Raw genomic sequence first — 21,786 nt, 5'->3', positions numbered from 1 at the left:
AGGTGTGCGGGTGAGTACGGGGCTCCGGCCCCGGGCCCCCGGCGCGGGGACCCGGGGCGGGGACCCGGGGCGGGCCGATCAGCCGGCCGCCGGAGCGCGCCGGGCGCTTGCGCCCGTCCGCGCCGCCGCGTCGGACAACGCCCGGGCCACGAGCGGCCCGGTCACCGCCAGGGCGGCCGGGGACATCAGCTCGTCGTGACCGAGGTCCAGGACGTGCTCGTCCAGGCGTCCGTCCACGTAGGGCGGCCACACCAGGGCCGGTGCCTGGTCCTCGGGCGTGGTCCGGGCGGCGGTGAAGAACAGCACGTCGCCGCGGTAGCGCCGGCTCCGGCTGCGCGACAGCAGGCGTACGCAGTGCACGTTCACGGAGACGATCGCGTCGAGGAGGCGTTCGTCGAAGCCGGCGAGCAGCCCGCGGCTGTCGCGCACCGCGGCGATCCGCTCCTCCCGGTCCACGGGCGCGCCGTCCCCGCCCGCGTCCAGGCCGGCCACCGACAGCAGGAACCCGGACTCCTCCCGCTCCAACCGCTCCCGCCAGTCGGGGGCGTCCGCGTAGGACCAGTCCTCGACCTCCGGCGGACAGGCGTCCAGCAGACCCAGGAAGGCCACCTCCTCGCCGCGTTCCTGGAGTGCGGCGGCCAGGGTGTGGGCGACGGTCCCGCCGAAGGAATAGCCCAGGAAGTGGTACGGGCCCTGCGGCTGCACCGTGCGGATCCGCGCGAGGTACAGCTCGGCGAGCGCGGCCACGTCCGCGACGTCCGGCAGCTCTCCGGCCAGACCGGGCGACTGGAGCCCGTACACCGGCCGGTCCGCGTCCAGGTGGCGCAGCAGGCCCGCGTACTGCCAGGCGAAGCCCGACGCCGGGTGGAAGCAGAACAGCGGCGCCCCCGTGCCCCGTTCGCGTAGCGGCAGCAGCACCCGCAGCGCGTCGTCGCGCGAGTCCCCGGCGATCCGGGCCGCGAGGTCGGCGACGGTCGGCGCGGCCATCACCGCCCCCACCTGGACGCGTATGCCCAGCTCCGCATGGATCCGGCCGACCAGGCGCATCGCGAGCAGCGAATGCCCGCCCAGCGCGAAGAAGTTGTCCTCCACGCCGACCCGCTCCAGGCCCAGCAGTTCGGCGAACAGACCCGCCAGCAGCTCCTCGCGGGCGTCACCGGGCGCCCGGCCGCCGCCGTCGCCGAAGTCGGGCTCGGGCAGGGCCGCCCGGTCCGTCTTGCCGTTGACCGTCAACGGCAGCGCGGCCAGCTCGACGAAGGCCGCCGGGACCATGTGCTCGGGCAGCGCCCGCGCCAGCCGGGCCCGCAGCGCGGCCCGGTCGCCGCCGGCGGCCGTACCGGTGGCGGGCACCGTGTAGGCGACCAGGCGCTCGACGCCCGTCGCGCCGGTGTGCACGACCACCGCCGCGGCGGCCACCTCGTCCAGCCCGGTCACCACCGACTCGATCTCGCCCAGCTCGATGCGGAAGCCCCGGATCTTGACCTGGTCGTCGGCGCGCCCCAGGTAGTCCAGGCCGCCGTCGGCCCGCCACCGCACCAGGTCGCCCGTGCGGTACATCAGCGTGCCGGGCGCGCCGAACGGATCGGCGACGAACCGCTCCGCCGTCAGCGCGGGCCGGCCCAGGTAGCCGCGGGCCAGGCCCGCGCCGGCCAGGTACAGCTCGCCCGGCACGCCCTGCGGCACCGGTCTGAGGGCGCCGTCCGCCACGTAGGCGCGGGTGTTGTGGATGGGCCGGCCCACGCAGGACCGGGCGCTGTCCGCGACGTCGGCGCCCAGGGCGTTGATGGTGTACTCGGTCGGCCCGTACAGGTTGTAGGCCATGGTGCCCTCGGTGTCCGCCAGGAGCGTCCACAGGGAGTCCGGGACGGCCTCGCCGCCGAGCAGGAACAGCGCGGGCCGGTGGCGTCCGGTGTCCAGCAGCCCGGCGTCCACGAGCTGCTGACCGTAGGACGGGGTGACGTTGACGACGTCGATGCCGACGCGGTCGTAGTGCGCGGTCAGCGCCGCAGGGTCCAGCCGCAGTTCCTCGCCGATGACGTGCACCTCGTGCCCGTCGACCAGCCAGAAGAACTCCTCCCACGACATGTCGAAGGCGAAGGACACGGTGTGCGCCACCCGCATGCGGCGCCCACCGGCCAGCTTCACGGCCGGCTCGAAGATCCGCTCCCGGTGGTTGGCGAGCATGTTCGTCAGCCCCGAGTACGGCACCACCACGCCCTTGGGGCGGCCGGTGGACCCCGAGGTGTAGATCACGTACGCCGGGTGGCGGCCGTCGCGCCGCCCGGTCAGCTCCTCCTCGGCGAGCGGGGTGGCGGGTAGCGCCGCCAACTCGGCGACGACGGAGGCCGCGTCCAGTGCCAGCAGTGGCACCCCGGCCACCTCCGGGACCCGCCCGGCCACCGCGCCCGAGGTCACCAGGCACAGCGGCCCGGCGTCCTCGACCATCGCCGCCAGCCGGTCCACCGGGTGGTCCATGTCCAGCGGCAGGTACGCGGCCCCCGTCTTGAGCACGGCGAACAGCGCGACGACGAAGTCCGCCGAGCGGGGCAGCCCCAGGGCCACCACCCGCTCCGGCCCGGCGCCGCGGGCCCGCAGCGCCCGCGCCAACCGGTCGGCCCGGGCGTCGAGTTCGGCGTAGCTCAGCCGCTCGTCCTCGAAGACCAGCGCCGTCTCCCCGGGGGTCCGGGCGGCCTGTTCGGCGAACAGGTCGGCCACCGACACGTCGGGGAAGCGGTGCCCGGTGTCGTCGCCCAGCTCCAACAGGCCGAGCCGCTCGGGCTCCGAGAGGGTGTGCAGGCGGCCCGCCGGGGTCGAAGGGTCCGCGACGATCCCGCGCACCAGGAGGGCGAGCCGGTCCGCGAGGGCACGGGCCGTCGCGGCGTCGTACAGGTCCGGCCGGTAGGCGAGGGTCAGTTCCAGGGCCCGGCCCGGGGTGACCGCGAGGGTCAGCGGGTAGTGGGTTCCGTCGACGCTGTGCGTCCAGCCGATCTGGTGCTCGGAGACGGCCGCCTCGCGGGCGGAGTCGTCGAGCGGCGTGTTGCGGAACACGTACAGGGTGTCGAAGAGCTGCCCGATGCCGGAGGCCCGCTGGATGGGCCCCAACCCCGTGTAGTGGTGGGGCAGCAGATCGGCGTGTTCGGCCTGCACCCGCACCAGGAGGTCGCGCACCGGCTCCGCGGCGCGCAGCGTGACCCGGAACGGCAGCGTGTTCATGAACATGCCGATCATCCGGTCCACGCCCGGCAACCCCGCCGGACGCCCCGAGACCGTGGCCCCGAACACCACGTCGTCCCGGCCGGTCATCGAGGCCAACGCCATCGTCCAGGCCGTCGACAACACCGTGTTGAGGGTGATCCCGGCGCCCCGCGCGAACGCTCGCAGCCGGTCGCTGGCCGCCTCGTCCAACGACAGGTCGACCACCTCGGCCGTCACCGGGGGACGGGCCGGGTCGGCCTCCGCCACCAGCGTGCCGCCGTCCAGGCCTGCCAGATGGCCCCTCCAGGCGCGCAGCGCCTCGTCGGAGTCGACCGCGGCCAGCCAGCGCAGGTAGTCCCGGTAGGGAGCCGGGGGCCGCGGGCCGGTGCCGGACCCGCGGGCCGCCCCGTACAGCGCGAACAGCTCCTCGAAGAACAGCGACTCCGACCAGCCGTCGGTCAGGACGTGGTGCTGGGTCACGCACAGCACCGACCGGTCCGCGGCCATCCGCACCAGCGCCACCCGCACCAACGGCGGGGCCGCCAGGTCGAACCGGGTCGCCGCGTCCGCCAGCGAGAACTCCCGCAGCGCCGCTTCCTGCCCGGCCCGGTCCAGGTGCGACCAGTCCAGCTCCCGCCACGGCAGTTCCCACGCGGCCGGCACCACCTGCACCGGGTGCGCGAGCCCCTCGTGCCAGAATCCGGCACGCAGGTGCGGGTGGCGGTCCAGCAGCGCCTCGAAGGCCTCCCGCAGGGCGGACGCGTCCACCTCGTGCAGCAGCTCCACGAAGTTCTGCATCAGGTACACGTCCAGTGCCCGGTCGTCGTACTGGGCGTGGAAGTACAGGCCCTCCTGCAGCGGAGCCAGCGGCAGCACCTCCTCGACGGACGGGAACTCGGAGTCCAGCACGGCCCGTTCGGCGTCCGTGAGCTCCACCAGCGGGCCCGTGCCCGCCAGGAATCCGGCGCCGGACTCCGCCCCGGCCCCGGAACCGGCCGCGCCCGCGCGGACCGCCAGCCGGGCCGGGGTCCGCAGCTCGAACACGTCGCGCGGGGAGAGCAGCAGCCCCTCCTTGCGGGCCCGTGCCACCAGCCGGATCGAGACGATGCTGTCCCCGCCGAGCGCGAAGAAGTCGTCGTCCGCGCCGACCCGCTCCACCCCGAGCACCTCGGTGAAGACCGTGCACAGGGCCTCCTCGCGGGGCCCGTGCGGCGGGCGCGACGCGGCCCGGCCGGTGAGCACCGGCGCCGGCAGCGCCGCCCGGTCCAGCTTCCCGTTCACGGTCACCGGAAGGGCCGCCAGCGCCACGACGGCGGAGGGCACCAGGTACTCCGGCAGCCGCTCCGCCAGCAGTTCGCGGGCCAGGTCCGGATCGACACCGCCGGTCACGTAGCCCACCAGCCGCCGTACGCCCGGGGCGTCCTCGCGGACCACCACGGCCGCCGACGCCACTCCCTCCAGCGCGGCCAGCGCCGCCTCCGCCTCCGCGGGCTCCACGCGGTGCCCGCGGATCTTGACCTGGTCATCGGCGCGCCCGAGGAACTCCAACTCCCCGTCCGGACGCAGCCGCACCAGGTCGCCGGTGCGGTACATCCGGCCGCCGTCGTCGGCGGCGAACGGGTCGGCGACGAAGCGCTCCGCCGTCGTCGCGGGACGGCGCAGGTATCCGCGCGCCTCGCCGGCCCCCGCCAGGTACAGCTCGCCCGGCGTCCCCTCGGGCACCGGGCGCAGCGCGCCGTCCAGCACGTACGCCGCCGTGTTCCCGATCGGGCGCCCCACGATCGGCGTCGGCGACGCGGACAGGTCGGCCGCCAGCGCGTCCACCGTGTACTCGGTGGGCCCGTACAGGTTCACCGACATCACGCCCGGCGCGTCCCGCACCTGCCGCCACAGGGCGTCCGGGACGCCCTCGCCGCCGAGCAGCAGCAGCCCCGGCCGGTGCGCGTCCCGGTCCAGCAGGCCGCACTCCACCAGCGCCTGCGCGTGCGTCGGGGTCACGTCCAGCGCGTCGATCCGCTGCTCGCGCACGTAGCGCACCGTGAACTCGGCGTCGCGGCGCTCCGACTCGTCCAGGACGTGCAGCTCGTGCCCGAGCACCAGCCAGAACAACTGCTCCCACGAGGTGTCGAAGGAGAAGGAGGCCGTGTGCAGCGCCCGCAGCCGGCGCCCGCCGGCCGCGGCCGCCGCCGGCCCGAACACCTCCCGCGCGTGGTGGGCGTACAGCGCCGACAGGCCGCCGTGGGTCACCACGACCCCCTTCGGCACGCCCGTCGACCCCGACGTGTAGATCACGTAGGCCGGGTGGCCGGGCCGCGCCGGGCCCACCACCGGCCGGGCCCCGGCCCGGTCCGTGCCCGCCGGGTCCGCGGTGTCCGCGGTCTCCGCCGCGTCGAGCAGCACCCGCTCCGCGCCGGAGCCCTCGGCGGCCGGCAGCAGCGCCAGCCCCGCCGTGGTGGTCAGCACGCACACCGGACGGGCGTGTTCCAGCATCACCGCGAGGCGCTCCGCCGGGTGGTCCAGGTCGAGCGGCAGGTACGCGGCCCCCACCCGCAGCACCGCCAGGAGGGCCGCGACGGCGTCGACCGACCGGGGCACCGCCAGCGCCACCACGTCCTCGGGCCCGACCCCGCGCACCGCGAGCAGCGCCGCCAGCGCGTCCACGCGGGCGTCCAGCTCGCCGAAGGTCAGCCGCTCGGCCCCCGCGACGACCGCGCACGCCCGCGGCGTCGCGGCGGCCCGCTCCGCGAACCGGTCCGCCAGCGTCCCGGGCTCCGCCGGGCACTGCGGTCCGCGCAGCCCGGCCCGCACCGCCGCGGGCTCGTCCGCCGTGAGCAGGCAGAGCGCGCCCACCGGCAGCTCCGGGTCCCCGGCCAGCTGCTCCAGCACCGTGGCCAGCCGCCGCGCGAGCAGGGCCGCGGTCCGCGCGTCGAACAGGTCCGGCCGGTACTCGACGGCCAGCTCGGCCCGCTCGTCCAGGTTCACCGCCAACGTCAGCGGGTAGTGCGTGCCGTCGCGGGCCTCCACCCCGGCCACCCGCACCCCGTCGGACAGCGCCGGCCGGGCCGACGGGTCCACCGGGTAGTTCTCCACGACGACCAGCGTGTCGAACAGCTCGCCGCCGCCCGCCTGCTTCTGGATCAGCCGCAACCCCAGGTGGTGGTGGGCCAGCAGGGCGTTCTGCTCGTCCCGGAAACGCCGTACGAGCGCGCCCACGCCCTCCCACGGGCGGGCCGCGAGCCGCACGGGCACCGTGGTGATGAACAGCCCCACCATCGACTCGACCCCGGGCAGCTCCTCCGGCCGCCCCGACACCGTCAGCCCGAACACCACGTCGTCCCGCCCGGTCAGCGAGCCCAGCAGCAGCCCCCAGCCCACCTGCACCAGGGTGCTCGGCGTGGTGCCCAGCCGGCGCGCGGCCGCCGTCAGCCGGGCGGTCGCGTCGGCGGTCAGCTCCAGCCGGTGCACGCCGGGCCGCACCGCCGTGCGCCCCGCGTCCGCCGCGGCGACCAGCGTCGGCCCGTCCAGTGCGGTCAGCGCGCCGCGCCAGGCGCGCTCGGCGGCCGGCGCGTCCTGGGTCTTCAACCAGCGCAAGTAGTCGCGGTACGGCCGCACTTCGGCCAGCCCGGCCGGACCGCCCGGCCCGCCGTCGGCCTCGTACAGCGCCAGCAGGTCCCCGACGAGCAGCGGCATCGACCAGCCGTCCACCAGGATGTGGTGCACCGTCACCACCAACAGGTGGTCCTTCGGCCCGCGCCGGGCCAGCAACAACCGCAACAGCGGCGGCCGGTGCAGCTCGAACCGGCGGTTCAGCTCGGCGTGTTCCACCCGACGCACCGCCGAGGCGGACGGGTCGTCGGCCAGGTCCACCCGGTCCAGCGCGAAGGACACCCCGGCCGGTACGAACTGCACCGGTTGCGGCACCCCCTCGTGCCAGAATCCGGACCGCAGGTTGGGGTGGCGCTCCAGCAGGGCGGCGCCCGCCCGCTCCAGCCGCTCCGCGTCCACCGGACCGGTCAGCGAGACGGACACCTGCACCGTGTACACGTCCGGGGCGGCCCCGTCGTACAGCGAGTGGAACAGCATGCCCTGCTGCAAGGGGGACAGCGGGAGCACGTCCGCTATTCGAGCCTGGGTCACTGCTGGGCCCTCCACATGTCTTCGAGCATCGTGATCTGGTCCTGGTCGAGGTCGACCAGGTCGAGGTCCGAGGGGGTGTGCCCCCCGGTGGTGCCGTGCGCCGCCCAGGCGGCCAGCGCGTCGACGGCGGACAGGAACCCGTCCGCCAGTTCCTCCACGGCGTCCCGGGCCACGGCGTCGCCGGCCCAGGTGAACGTCGCGGTCAGCTCCGGCCCGTCGGGGCCGTCACCGATCCCGGTGGTGATCTCCACCGGGTGCGAGAGCGGGAGCAGCGGGTCCGGCCGGGCCGCGAGGGCGTCGCCCTCGGCCGCGGGGCCCCAGTCGGAGCCCGCCGTACCGGTCTGCCGCCCGAGGTAGTTCCACAGCACCTCGGGCGCCGCCGCCTCCCGGTCGAACAACCGGGCCGTCGCCGGGTTCGCGTACCGCAACAGGCCCGCGCCGATCCCGCCGTCCGGGACCTGCCGCAGCAGCTCCTTGACCTCCTTCAACGCGGCGCCCGGGTCGTCCCGCCCGGCGAGCACGCCCGCCGGGTCGTACGAGCGGGCCGTCACCCGGAGCGGGTGGATGGCCGTGAGCCAGCCCACCGTCCGGGTCAGGTCCGCGCCCGGCAGCAGTTCCTGCTCCCGGCCGTGGCCCTCCAGGTCCACCGTGAAGCCGTCACCGCCGGGCAGCCCGCGCCGGGCCGCCAGATCTCCGACGGCCAGTGCCAGCGCGGTCAACAGGGCGTCGCCGACGGTGCCGTGGAAGGCCGCCGGCACCTCGCGCAGCAGCGGAGCGGTGCGCTCGGCCGACGCCGTCACCGTGAGCGAGTCGGCCGTCGAGACCGTGTCGGTACGCGGGTCCAGCGCGCGGTCCGCCAGCAGTGGTCGGGCCGCTCGGGACGCGGCCAGCCAGTGCTCCAACTCGGTGGTCCGTCGCGGGTGTTGCGCTTCGGCCAACAGATGGGTCGTCCAGGTCCGCAGTGAGGTCGCCACCGGCTCCAGGGCCGGGGCCCGGCCCGCCTCCACCGACTCGTACGCGGCCCGCAGGTCCGGCAGCAGGATCTGCCAGGACACCTCGTCCACGACCAAGTGGTGTGCGGCCAACAGCAGTCGGCCCGTGGCGTGCGGACCGCGATCGAAGTGGACCGCCCGCAGGACCGCCCCGGACTCGGGATCGAGCATCCCCGACACCCGGCCCGATTCCGCCGCCAGCAGCTCCCGCAGCCGCGCTTCGTCGAGCCCGGTCGCGTCGACCGTCTCCAGCACCGTCGCGGCGCGCACCGCGCCGACCGGCCGGACCTCGGCGCTCCACACCCCGGGCCGGGACACCGTCAACGTCTGGCGCAGCCCGTCGTGGTGGTCCAGTACGGCCTGGAGCGCGGCCCGGAGCACCTCGCGGTCGGCGCCGGTCGGCAGCCGTACCAGCCGGGCCTGTGCGAACGAGGCGAACGATCCCCCGCGCCGCGCCAGCCACTGGGCCACCGGCGGCAGCGGCAGCGGGCCGGGCCCGCCGTCCGTGGTCCTCACCGTCCGGGCCGGGGCCGTGTCCCGTCGGGTGGCGACCGAGGCCAGCGCGGCCGGGGTGGGCTGCTGGAACACCTGCCGGGCCGAGATGGTCAGCCCGGCCTTGCGGGCCAGGCCCACCAGGCGGATGGAGACGATGCTGTCGCCCCCCAGCTCGAAGAAGTCGTCGTCCGGGCCGACCGCGGGCAGCCCCAACACCTCAGCGATCAGCGCCCGCAGCACGTCCACGGGCGATTCCGCCGGGCTCGCGGCCGGCGCATCCGCGTCCGGGACCGAGGTCGCCGCGAGGGCCGCGGGCGGCGGCGGGGGCGCGGGCAGGGCGGCGCGGTCGAGCTTCCCGTTGGGCGACAGCGGCAGTTCCTCCAGCGTCACGAACACCGCCGGGACCATGTACTCGGGCAGCCGGGCGGCAGCCAGGGCCCGCAGCTCCGCGGCGTCCACGGTGCGGCCCTCGGCGGGCACCACGTAGGCGACCAGACGACGGATCCCCGGGGTGTCTTCGCGGAGTTGGACGGTGGTGTGGGTGAGGTGGGGGTGGGTGGTGAGGGTGGTTTCGATTTCTGCGGGTTCGATGCGCAGGCCGCGGAGTTTGATCTGGTGGTCGGTGCGTCCGAGGTAGTGGAGGGTGCCGTCGGGTGTTTGGCGGACGAGGTCTCCGGTGCGGTACATGCGGGTGCCGGTGGGTCCGTGGGGGTCGGCGGTGAAGCGTTCGGCGGTGAGGTGGGGGCGGGTGTGGTAGCCGCGGGCGAGTTGGGTGCCGGCGAGGTAGAGCTCGCCGGGGGTGTTGGGGGGTACGAGGCCCAGATGGTGGTCCAGGACGTAGGTGCGGGTGTTCCACACCGGCGTCCCGATGGGTGCCGTGGGATGCGGCGCGCCGGGGCCGGTGGTCATGGCGGTGACGTCGACGGCCGCTTCGGTGGGCCCGTAGAGGTTGGCGAGCACCGCGCCCTGCGTGTTGTGCGCGTGGAAGCGGTCCACCAGGTCGGTGGTGAGGGCTTCGCCGCTGCATACGACGAGTCGGAGGGTGGGGGTGTTTTCGATGTGGTGGTCGGTGAGGTAGGCGTTGAGCATGGAGGGGACGAAGTGGCAGATGGTGATGGCTTGTTGGTGGATGAGGGTGGCGAGGTAGTCGGGTTCTTTGTGGCCGTCGGGTCGGGCGATGACGAGGGGGGTGCCTTGGGTGAGGGGCCAGAAGAGTTCCCAGACGGAGACGTCGAAGCCGGTGGGTGTTTTGTGCAGGACGCGGTCGTCGGGGGTGAGGGTGTAGGTGTGTTGCATCCATTGGATGCGGTTGACGATGGCTTCGTGTTCGATGAGGACGCCCTTGGGTCGTCCGGTGGAGCCGCTGGTGAAGATGAGGTAGGCGGGGTGGCGGGGGAGTAGGGGCGCGGTCCGCTCCGCGTCCACCACCGGGTCCCCGCTGAGTCCGTCCAGCTCCTGTGCCACCGCGGCCGAGTCCAGGACCACCGCCGCGACGTCCGGCCCGTCCGGCCCCTGCGGCAGCAGCCGCGCGCCGACCCCATCGGTCAGGGTGAGCACCGGACTTCCGGTGTCCAGGAGGTACGCGAGTCGGTCGGTGGGGAGGGTGAGGTCGAGGGGGAGGTAGGCGGCGCCGGCGCGGATGACGGCGTGCAGGGCGATGAGGAGTCGGGGGGAGCGGGGGAGGGCGATGGCGACGGTGGTTTCGGGGCCGATGCCCCGGCCGATGAGGAGGCGTGCGAGGCGGTTGACGGCCGCTTCGAAGGCGGGGCGGGTGGTTTCGGCGCCTTCGAAGACCAGGGCGGGGCCGTGGGCGTCGTGGGCTCCGGCTTCGACCAGGTCGGCGAGGGTCGTGGGGCCGTCGAGGGCGACGGTGGTGTCGTTGAAGCCGTGCAGGATCCGCTCGCGTTCGGCCCCGTCCAGGACCGGGATCGCCGACAGCCGCACCGAAGGATCCGCCGCCACCGCGCCCAGCAGCCGCACCAGCCGCCCGGCCAGCGTCACCACCGTGGACGCGTCGAAGAGGTCCGAGGCGAAGCGGATCCCGCCCGCGATGCCGGAGCCGGGCCGGAGCGTGCCGAAGGCCAGCTCCAGGTCCACCTTGGCCCCGCCGGTCTCCACCGGGAACTCCTGCGCGGGCACGCCGAAGAGCTCCGCGGCGGGCTCCTGCGGCGCCGAGTGGTACGTCACCATCGTCTGGAACAGCGGGTTCCGCGCACGCGACCGCTCCGGGCCCACCGCCTCGACCACGGCCTCCAGCGGGAGGTCGGCGTGGGCGAAGGCGGCCAGGGCGACGTCGCGGACCCGGGCGACGAGGTCGCCGAAGCCGGGGTCGCCGGACAGGTCCGCGCGCAGGACCAGCGTGTTCAGGAAGAACCCGACCAGGGCGTCGAGCTCCGCCCCGGACCGCCCGGACACCGGGCTGCCGAGCGGTACGTCCTCGCCCGCGCCCAACCGGTGCAACAGGGCGGCCACCGCCGCGTGCAGCACCATGAAGGGGGTGGCGCCGGCCGCCCGGGCCAGCCGCAGGAGTCCGTCCACCGTCTCGGCCGGCACCTCGAAGGCGACCACGTCACCCCGGTACGTCGGCACGGCCGGCCTCGGCCGGTCCGTCGGCAGGGCCACCTCGGCCGGCAGCCCCGCCAGGGCCCGCCGCCAGTACGCGGCCTGCGCCGCCGCCACCGACGCCGGGTCGGTGACGTCGCCCAGCAGTTCGCGCTGCCACAGCGCGTAGTCGGCGTACTGCACGGGCAGCTCCGCGAACCGCGGCGCCCCGCCCGCGGAGCGGGCCGCGTAGGCCCCCGCGAGATCGGCCAGCAGCGGGCCCGCCGACGCCTCGTCGGTGGCGATGTGGTGAAGCAGCACCAACAGCACGGCGTCGTCCGGCGCGGTGCGCAGCAGGGTGACCCGCAGCGGAACCTCCCGCTGGAGGTCGAAGACGTGCCCGCCGGCCGCGAGGGCCGCCGCGGCCACCCGGTCGGCGGTGACCTCCCGTACCTCCACCGGCGCCACGGCCGTACCGGCCGGCAGCACGCGCTGGTACGGCTCGCCCTCGTGCTCGGCGATCACCGTGCGCAGCGCCTCGTGCCGGTCCGTCAGGTCCGCGACCGCCGCCCGCAGCGCAACGGGGTCCACCGGGCCGCGCAACCGCACCGCCAGCGGCACGTTGTAGACCGTGCCTGCGCCGCGCACCGCGTCCCACAGCCACAGCCGGTGCTGCGCGTACGACAGCGGCGGCCGTGGCGCGCGCCGTGCGGGGGCCGTGGCCAGCTCCGGGCGCGGCACCCCGCCACCCGCCCCGGCGAGGTGGGCGGCGAGCCGGGCCGGGCTGCGCAGCTCGAAGACGTCGCGCACGGCGCAGTCGCCGCCCAGGGCCCGTGCCAGTCGGGCGGCCAGTCGGGCCGCCAGCAGCGAGTGTCCGCCGAGCGCGAAGAAGTCGTCGTCGGGGCCCACCGCCCCCCGCCCCAGGACGTCGGCGAAGACGCCGGCGGCGATCTCCTCGCGGGCATCGCGCGGGGCCCGCGCGGCGCCGGGCGCGGGCACGTCCGGCGCGGGCAGGGCGCCCCGGTCGAGCTTTCCGTTGGGCGACAGCGGCAGCTCGGCCAGGGTCACGAAGAAGCTCGGGACCATGTACTCGGGCAGCCGGTCCGCCGCCCAGGCCCGCAGCTCCGCCGGCTCCGGCGCCGCCCCGCCGGCGGCCGGCACCACGTACGCCACCAGGTGCTGTACTCCCGGGGTGTCTTCGCGGAGTTGGACGGTGGTGTGGGTGAGGTGGGGGTGGGTGGTGAGGGTGGTTTCGATTTCTGCGGGTTCGATGCGCAGGCCGCGGAGTTTGATCTGGTGGTCGGTGCGTCCGAGGTAGTGGAGGGTGCCGTCGGGTGTTTGGCGGACGAGGTCTCCGGTGCGGTACATGCGGGTGCCGGTGGGTCCGTGGGGGTCGGCGGTGAAGCGTTCGGCGGTGAGGTGGGGGCGGGTGTGGTAGCCGCGGGCGAGTTGGGTGCCGGCGAGGTAGAGCTCGCCGGGGGTGTTGGGGGGTACGAGGCCCAGGTGGTGGTCCAGGACGTAGGTGCGGGTGTTCCACACCGGCGTCCCGATGGGTGCCGTGGGATGCGGCGCGCCGGGGCCGGTGGTCATGGCGGTGACGTCGACGGCCGCTTCGGTGGGCCCGTAGAGGTTGGCGAGCACCGCGCCCTGCGTGTTGTGCGTGTGGAAGCGGTCCACCAGGTCGGTGGTGAGGGCTTCGCCGCTGCATACGACGAGTCGGAGGGTGGGGGTGTTTTCGATGTGGTGGTCGGTGAGGTAGGCGTTGAGCATGGAGGGGACGAAGTGGCAGATGGTGATGGCTTGTTGGTGGATGAGGGTGGCGAGGTAGTCGGGTTCTTTGTGGCCGTCGGGTCGGGCGATGACGAGGGGGGTGCCTTGGGTGAGGGGCCAGAAGAGTTCCCAGACGGAGACGTCGAAGCCGGTGGGTGTTTTGTGCAGGACGCGGTCGTCGGGGGTGAGGGTGTAGGTGTGTTGCATCCATTGGAGGCGGTTGACGATGGCTTCGTGTTCGATGAGGACGCCCTTGGGTCGTCCGGTGGAGCCGCTGGTGAAGATGAGGTAGGCGGGGTGGCGGGGGAGTAGGGGCGTGGTCCGCTCCGCGTCCGCGACCGGCCCGGCCGACAGCTCGGCCAGCTCGGCCGTGGTCCGCCCGTCGTCCAGCAGGAGGACGCTCATCGCCCCGGCCGCGGGGACGGCTGCCGCGGACACCCCGTCGGTCAGCACGCACACCGCCCCGGCGGTCCGCGTCATGTACGCGAGTCGGTCGGTGGGGAGGGTGAGGTCGAGGGGGAGGTAGGCGGCGCCGGCGCGGATGACGGCGTGCAGGGCGATGAGGAGTCGGGGGGAGCGGGGGAGGGCGATGGCGACGGTGGTTTCGGGGCCGATGCCGTGGTTGATGAGGAGGCGGGCGAGGCGGTTGACGGCCGCTTCGAAGGCGGGGCGGGTGGTTTCGGCGCCTTCGAAGACCAGGGCGGGGCCGTGGGCGTCGTGGGCTCCGGCTTCGACCAGGTCGGCGAGGGTCGTGGGGCCGTCGAGGGCGACGGTGGTGTCGTTGAAGCCGTGCAGGACCCGCTCGCGCTCGGCCTCCTGCATCAGGGGGATCGCCGACAGCCGCACGGAGGGGTCCGCGGCCACCGCGTCGAGGAGCTGGACCAGCCGTCCCGCGAGCGCCATCACCGTGGACTCGTCGAACAGGTCCACCGCGTAGCGGATCCCGCAGGTCATGCCGACCGGCCTGCGCCGGAAGAGCACCTCCAGGTCGAACTTGGCCGCGCCCGCGCCGACCTGCCGTTCGACGGCCGTGACCGCCGGGCCGAACAGGTCGGTCGCCGGCTCGGCCCCGCCCTCGTAGGCCACCATCGTCTGGAACACCGGGTGCCGCGACAGCGAGCGCTCCGGGGCCACCGCCTCGACCACCGCGTCGAAGGGCAGGTCGCCGTGGTCCAACGCCCCGGTCACCGCCCGCGAGGTCCGCGCCAGCAACTCCGTGAAGGCCGGGTCCCCGGACAGGTCGGCCCGCAGCACCAGGGTGTTCACGAAGAACCCGACCAGCGGCTCCAGCACCTGCGCCGAACGCCCCGACGCCGGGAAGCCCAGCGGTACGTCCTCGCCCGCGCCCAGCCGGTGCAGCAGCGCGGCCACCGCGGCGGACACGACGGCGAACGGGGTCGTTCCCGCCCCGGCCGCCAACGCCTCCAGCCCGGCCACGAGGTGCTCGGGCAGGCCCACCGTCACCGTCCGCCCGGCGTGCGACGGCACGGCCGGACGGGCCCGGTCCACGGGCAGCGCCGGCTCGGTCGGGGTCCCGGCGAGCGTCCGGCGCCAGTGCTCCGTCTGGAGCGCGGCCACCGACGCCGGGTCGGCGCCGTCCCCGAGCAGCTCGCGCTGCCACAGCGCGTAGTCGGCGTACTGGAGCGGCAGCGGGGCGAACTCCGGCGCCCGGCCCGCCGAGCGGGCCGCGTAGGCCAGCGCCAGATCGGTCAGGAACGGTCCCGTCGACCACTCGTCCGACGCGATGTGGTGGAACAGCACCAGCAGCGCGTGCCGCGACACCGACTCGGACAGCAGGGTCAGCCGGACCGGAAGCTCTCGCTCCAAGTCGAAGACGTAGCCGACCGCCGCGTCGAGGGCCTCCCCGGCCCGGCCCGGCTCCACCGGCTCCACCGAGAACGGCACCCGCACCGCGTCCGGCTCCAGCACCCGCTGGTACGGACCCCGCGCGTCCTCGCCGAACACGGTGCGCAGCGCCTCGTGCCGGGCCACCACGTCGGCGACCGCCGCCCGCAGGGCCGTCACGTCCACGGGCCCGTCCAGATCCAGGGCGAGCGGCACGTTGTAGGTGGCCGAGGGGCCCTCCAGCCGGTCCAGGAACCACAGCCGGGCCTGCGCGAGCGCCATCGGCAGCCGCTCCGGCCGGACGCCGGCCACCGGTTCGGGGCGCTCCGGTGCGGACCGCCCGGCCAGTCGCCGGGCCAGCCCGGCGACCGTGCGCGCCTCGAAGACGTCCCGCACCGAGCAGGACGTACCGGTCGACCGCAGTCGCGCGACGAGCCGGGTCGCCAGCAGCGAGTGCCCGCCGAGCCGGAAGAAGTCGTCCTCGGCGCCGACCGCGGCCAGCCCCAGCAGCTCCGCGAACACCGAAGCCACCCGCTCCTCGGCAGCGCCGCGCGGCGCCCGTGAGTCACCCGCCGCCCGGAGCCCCGGCGCCGGCAGCGCGGCCCGGTCCAGCTTCCCGTTGACGTTGACCGGCAGGGCCGCCAGCACCACCACGGCCGCGGGCACCAGGTGCTCGGGCAACCGCGCCGCCAGCTGCCGGCGCAGCTCCTCCGGCCCGGCCGACGCCGAGGCCGCGTAACCGACCAGCTCGGGCGTGCCCGGGGACCCCGGCAGGTCCTCGCGGACCAGCACCGCGGCCGCGGACACGCCGTCCAGGGCCGCGAGCGCGGCCTCCACCTCGCCGGGCTCCACCCGGAAGCCGCGGACCTTCACCTGGTCGTCGGTCCGGCCGAGGAACTCCAGCAGGCCGTCCGCCCGCCGGCGCGCCAGGTCGCCCGTCCGGTACATCCTGGTACCGGGAGCACCCAGCGGGTCGGCGACGAACCGCTGCGAGGTCAGCGCGGACCGGCCCAGGTAGCCGCGCGCGTTCTGCTCGCCGGCCAGGTACAGCTCCCCGGGAACGCCCGGCGGCACCGGTCGCAGCCCGCCGTCCAGGACGTACGCCCGCGCGTTGTCCAGCGGACGGCCCACCACCGGGGACGGGCAGTCGCCGACGCGGGCGACCAGCGCGTCCACCGTGAACTCCGTCGGCCCGTAGTAGTTGACGCTCTCCACGCCCGGCACCCGGCGCAGCTCCGCCCACAGGCCCGGGGGCACCGCCTCCCCGCCCAGCAGGAAGAGCGGCGGCCGCCAGTCGCCGGCCAACAGGCCGGCGTCCACCAGCCGGCGCCCGTACGAGGGAGTGACGTCCAGGGCGTCGATCCGGTGCTCGCGGACGTACGCCACGACCGCCTCGGCGTCCCGGCGGCCGTATTCGTCGAGCACGTGCAGCTCGTGCCCGGCGATCAGCCAGAGCAGCTGTTCCCAGGAGGAGTCGAAGGAGAACGACGCCGTGTGCAGCGCCCGCACCCGGCGCCCGAGCCGCTCCGCGACGGGCCCGTACAGCTCCCGTTCGTGGTCGCGGAAGAGCCGGGTCAGCCCGGCGTGCCGCAGGACCACGCCCTTGGGAACACCGGTGGAGCCGGAGGTGTAGATGACGTAGGCCGCGTGCTCCGGATGCACCGGCACCTGCGCCAGCGGCTCCACCGAAGCCAACCGCGCCACGATGTCCGCGTCGTCCAGCACCAGTGCCGGTACGCCCGGCAGGCGCCCGGCGGCGGCCCGCGTGGTCACCGCGCACACCGGAGCGGAGTCCTCCAGCATGAAGGCGATCCGCTCGGCGGGGTGGTCCAGGTCGAGCGGCAGGTACGCCGCGCCCGCCTTCAGTACGGCGAGCAGCGCGACCACGGAGTCCGCGCAGCGGGGCACGGCCAGCGCCACCACCGTGTCGGGTCCCGCGCCCGCCGCCGCGAGCAGCGCGGCCAACCGGCCCGCCCGCTCGTCGAGTTCGGCGAAGGACAGCCGCTCCTCGCCCGCCACCACGGCGCTCGCCCCCGGCGCGGCCCCGACGGAAGCGGCGAACACGGCCGTCACCGGCTGCGGGTCCACCGGCCGGTCCGTGGCGTTCCAGCGCTCCAGCGCGGCCCGCTCCTCCTCGTCCAGCAGCTCCCAGGCGGAGACCGGGCGCGAGGGGTCCGCGACGGCCTGGGCCAGGACGCGCAGCAGCCGGTCGGTGAAGGCGTCGGCGGTCCGGGCGTCGAACAGCGCCGTCGCGTAGAACACCTCCAGCTCCAGGCCGGCGCCGTGCGCCGTGTCGGAGAAGGTGATGTCGAGGTCGAACTTGGCGGCGCCGGGGTCGATCCGGTCCACGCGGGCGGGCAGCCCGAACAGGGTCCGCAGGTCCTGGGTGACCGTGCTGTGCGACACCATCGTCTGGAACAGCGGGTGGCGCACCGGCGAGCGCTCCGGGGCCACGGCCTCCACCACCGCGTCGAAGGGCAGGTCGGCGTGGTCCAGCGCGGTCAGGTCGGCGGCCCGCACCCGCTCCAGCAGCTCCGTGAACGCCGGATCGCCGGACAGGTCGGTGCGCAGCGCGAGGGTGTTGACGAAGAAGCCGACCAGCGGGTCCAGCGCGGCGTCGGAGCGGCCGGCGACGGGGGTCCCGAGGACCAGGTCGGTACCGGCGCCGAGCCGGTGGAGCAGCGCGGCCACCGCCGCGTGCACCACCATGAACACGCTCGTCCCGCTCTCCCGGGCCAGCGCGCGCACCGCCCCGGCCAGGGCGTCGGGGACCGGCCGGTACACCAGGGCGCCGGCGGCGGCCTCCGCGGCGGTGGCCGGGCGGCCCCGGTCCGCGGGCAGCGCCGGCTCCGGCGGGGCGCCGGCCAGCACCCGGCGCCAGTGGGCCGCCTGCACCCCGGCGGCCGACGCGGGCTCGCCGGGGTCGCCGAGGAACGCGCGCTGCCACAGCGCGTAGTCCGCGTACTGGAGCGGCAGCGCGGCGAACTCCGGTGCCCGGCCCGCGGCCCGGGCCGCGTACGCCCGCGCGAGGTCGCCGAGGAACGGCCCCATCGACCACTCGTCGGAGGCGATGTGGTGCAGCAGCACGACCAGGGCGTCCCCGCCCGCGGCGGACCGGACCAGGGTCACCCGCACCGGGGCGGCCGTCGTCAGGTCGAAGGCGTGCCCGAGCGCGTCCGTGACGGCGTCCGAGGCGCCCGCCGCGTCCGCGACGTCCACCGTCCGCAGCCGGACCCCGGCCTCCACGGCCGGGAGGACCCGCTGGGCGGGCACCCCGTCGTGCTCCTCGAACACGGTGCGCAGGGCCTCGTGCCGGGTCACCGTGTCGGCGAGCGCCGCGTCCAGGGCCCCGGCGTCGAGCCGGTCCTCGAAGCGCACGCAGAAGGGGATGTTGTAGGTGGTGGTCGGCCCGTCCAGCTGGTGCAGGAACCACAGCCGCTGCTGCGCGTACGACAGCGGCAGCACGGCCGGTCGTTCCAGCGCGGCGAAACCCGTGACAGGCACGACCGGGGCGACAGCGGCGCCGGTGCCGCCGGCGGAGCCCCGGTCGGCGCCGAGCCGGTCGGCCAGGGCCCGGGCGGTCCGGGCCTCGAAGACGTCGCGGATCGCGCAGTCCGTGCCCAGGGCCGCCCGCAGCCGTGCGGCCGCCCTGGAGGCGGGCAGCGAGTGGCCGCCGAAGGCGAAGAAGTCGTCCTCGGGGGAGAGGGCCGGGACCCCGAGCACCTCGGCCAGGACACCGGTGACGATCTCCTCGCGGGCACCGCGCGGAGCGCTCCCGCCACCGCTCGCACCGCCCGCGGCCGGGCCCGCGGCGGGAGCCGGCAGCGCCTTGCGGTCCACCTTGCCGTTCGGGGTCAGCGGGAAGGAGTCCAGGACGACCACCGCCGCCGGGACCATGTAGGCCGGCAGCTCCGCCGCCACGGCTCGCCGGAGCTCGGCCGGGTCGGGTGCGCCGCCGTCGACGGCGCGGCTCACGTAGCCGACCAGTGTCTGTCGGCCCGGCTCGTCCTCCCGGACCAGCACGACGGCCCGGCCGGTGCAGGCGGCCGCGGCGAGCGCCGCCTCCACCTCGCCCGGCTCGATCCGGTGCCCGCGCAGCTTCACCTGGTCGTCGCAGCGCCCGACGAACGTGAGGCGGCCCGCCGCGTCCCGGCGCACGAGGTCGCCCGTACGGTACATCCGGGTCCCCGCCGGCCCGAACGGGTCGGCGGTGAAGCGCTGCGAGGTCAGCGCGGGTCGTCCCAGGTACCCGCGGGCCAGCTGCCCGCCCGACAGGTACAGCTCACCGGTCCGGCCGGCCGGGACCGGCCGCAGCGCCGCGTCCAGCACCTGCGCCCGGGTGTTCCAGAAGGGGAGCCCGATGCCGGGGACACCGCGGTGATCGGCGTCCAGCTCGGCGGCGGTGGCCCACACGGTGGTCTCGGTGGGCCCGTAGACGTTGGTGACGGCGCGGGCGGTGCGCGCCAGCCGCTCGGCGAGCGCCGCGGGCAGCGCCTCGCCGCCTACCAGTACCCGGGTGCCGGCCAGGGCGGTGGGGCGGCCGTCCTCCAGGAGGGCGTGCCACAGCGAGGGCGTGGCCTGCATGACGGCGGGCCGGTGGGCGTCCACGAGAGCGGCCAGCGCGGCCGGTTCGCGGACGGTGTCCCGGTCGGCGAGGACGATCGTGGCCCCGGTCAGGAGCGGGATGTGGATCTCCAGCACGTGGATGTCGAAGGAGATCGTGGTCACCGCGACGAGCCGGTCGGCGGGTCGCAGTCCGAGCACCTCGCGCTGCATGCCCAGGAAGTTGGCGAGCGCCGCGTGCGGCACGACCACGCCCTTGGGGCGGCCGGTCGAGCCCGAGGTGTGGATGACGTAGGCGGGGTGCGAGCCGGTCAGCGCGGCGGTGCGGTCGGCGTCGGTGACCGCGGAGGCCGGCAGCGCGGCGAGTTCCGCGAGGGTGTCGGGGGCGTCGAGCACGACGGGACCCGGGCCGGGGCCGTCCGGTGCCCAGGGCGCCCGGGCGGCGCCGTCCAGGGTGGTCAGGACGCACACCGGGCGGGCGTCCTCGACCATGAACCGGAGCCGCTCCGGCGGGTATTCGAGGTCCAGCGGCAGGTAGCCGCCACCCGCCTTGAGCACGGCGAGGAGCGCCACCACGAGGTCGGCGGTGCGCGGCAGCGCGAGCCCGACGAAGGTCTCGGGACCGACGCCGCGGGAGATCAGCAGCCGGGCCAACCGGTCGGCGCGCGCGTGCAGTTCCCCATGGCTGAGGACGGTGGCCCCGGCGATCACGGCCGGGACGTCCGGGTGCCGGCGGGCGGCCTCCTCGAAGGCGGCCACGACCGGCCCGGCGGGCACCGGGCGTCCGGTGTCGTTGCCGGCGCCGACCACCCTCGCGAGCGCGGTCGGGTCCAGCAGGTCGGGGCGGCCCACCGGGACGTCCGCGCCCGCTTGCGCGCACGCGGTCAGGAAGCCGGCGAACTCGGCGGCGAGCGCGTCGACGGTCGCCCGGTCGTAGGCGCGGGGATGGGCGTCCAACTCCAGCCGGATGACGCCCCGCGCCTCGTCGTGGGTGACGCCGAGGGTCAGGTCGTCGACCGGCCCGGCGGCCACGTTGTGCACGGTGGCGGGCGCTCCGGCGAAGTCCGTTCCGTGGTCGAAGGCCTTGACGTTGAGCATCGGGCCGAAGGCGCCCGCCCCCTCGGGGCGGCCGGGCCCCAGCTCGCGCCGGACCTCCTCGCCGCGGTGGTGCTGGTGGCGGCGCAGCTCGCGCACCCCGGCGGCCACGTCGGCCACCAGCCGCCCGTACGGCAGGTCGGGCCGTACGGCCACGCGCAGCGGCAGCACGTTGACGACCATGGCGGGCACGCGCAGCGCCGCCGAGCCGAGCCGGGCCATCGCGGGCAGTGCCAGTACGACGTCACGGGAGCCGCCCGCCCGGTGCAGCCAGGCGGCGAAGGCGGCGGTCACCGCGTCGGCCCAGGTGCCGCGCGCCGAGCGGGCGACGGCCAGCAGCGCGGCGGTGGCCGGCGGTGCCAGCTCGACCGTCGCGCGCAGGAAGCCGGCGGTGGCCGGGTGGTTCGCGCCGGAGAGCGGGGCCGGGTCGGGCAGGTCGACCAGCCGTTCCCGCCAGTACGCCCGGTCGGCGGCGTGCCGCTCCGACGCGCGGTAGGCGGCCTCCTCCTCCAGTACGGACGCCAGGGCGGGGAAGGGGGCGGAGCCGGGCTCGCGGCCCTCGACCAGAGCGGTGTACACCTCGGCCGTGCGCCGGGTGACGAGCGAGAACCCGTAGGCGTCCAGGGCGAGGTGGTGGACGCGCTGGTACCAGAGCGTCCGGTCGGGGGCGACCCGGTGCAGGCTGAAGCAGTACAGCAGGTCGCGGGTCGGGTCGATCGCGGTGGCCATGTCCCGGTGCATCAGGGACAGCGCGGTGCCGTACGGGTCGTCCTGCCCGACGTGGTCGAGCACGGGCACGACGGGGCCGCCGGCCGGTCCGGGCCAGGTCTCCTGGTACGGCTCGCCGTCGGCGTCCTCGCCGAAGCGGGCGGTCAGCGCCTCGCACTCGGCGAGGGTCCGCCGCAGGGCGGCGGTGAACAGGCCCGGGTCCAGCGGGCCTTCGATCTCGACGTACTGGCCGACGTTGTAGACCGGGGACTGCGGGTCGAGCCGCTGGCCGTACCAGACGCCGGTCTGGGCCCCGGTGAGGGGCAGGCGCCGGGGGATGCGGTCGCTCATGGGTGGTGCTCCAGGGGTCGTCGTCGGCGGGACCGGGACGGCGGTCGGCCGGGGGTACGGGGCTGCGGGAGGGGGGTTCGGCCGCGGAGTCCGG

Annotated in this window: 2 protein-coding genes; both read right to left on the bottom strand. The window is 75.7% G+C overall.

Going from position 1 to position 21,786, the window contains the following annotated elements; all coding sequences use genetic code 11:
- Window positions 1-78: 78 nt before the first annotated feature.
- Window positions 79-7,332 carry an amino acid adenylation domain-containing protein gene (locus tag ACIQWR_RS09115; protein ID WP_404006083.1) on the bottom strand — a complete coding sequence of 2,418 codons (7,254 nt, stop codon included), beginning with the start codon at window positions 7,330-7,332 and terminating at the stop codon, window positions 79-81.
- The gene (locus ACIQWR_RS09110; protein WP_404006082.1) at window positions 7,329-21,692 is read right to left on the bottom strand and encodes an amino acid adenylation domain-containing protein; all 14,364 of its coding nucleotides are present in this window, start codon (window positions 21,690-21,692) and stop codon (window positions 7,329-7,331) included. The genes ACIQWR_RS09115 and ACIQWR_RS09110 overlap by 4 nt, the downstream gene beginning before the upstream one ends.
- Between the last annotated feature and the right edge of the window lie 94 nt (window positions 21,693-21,786).

Source organism: Streptomyces sp. NPDC098789 (genome assembly GCF_044759975.1).
Classification (GTDB): Bacteria; Actinomycetota; Actinomycetes; order Streptomycetales; family Streptomycetaceae; genus Streptomyces.
This window is presented reverse-complemented; position numbering and strand designations above follow the sequence as displayed.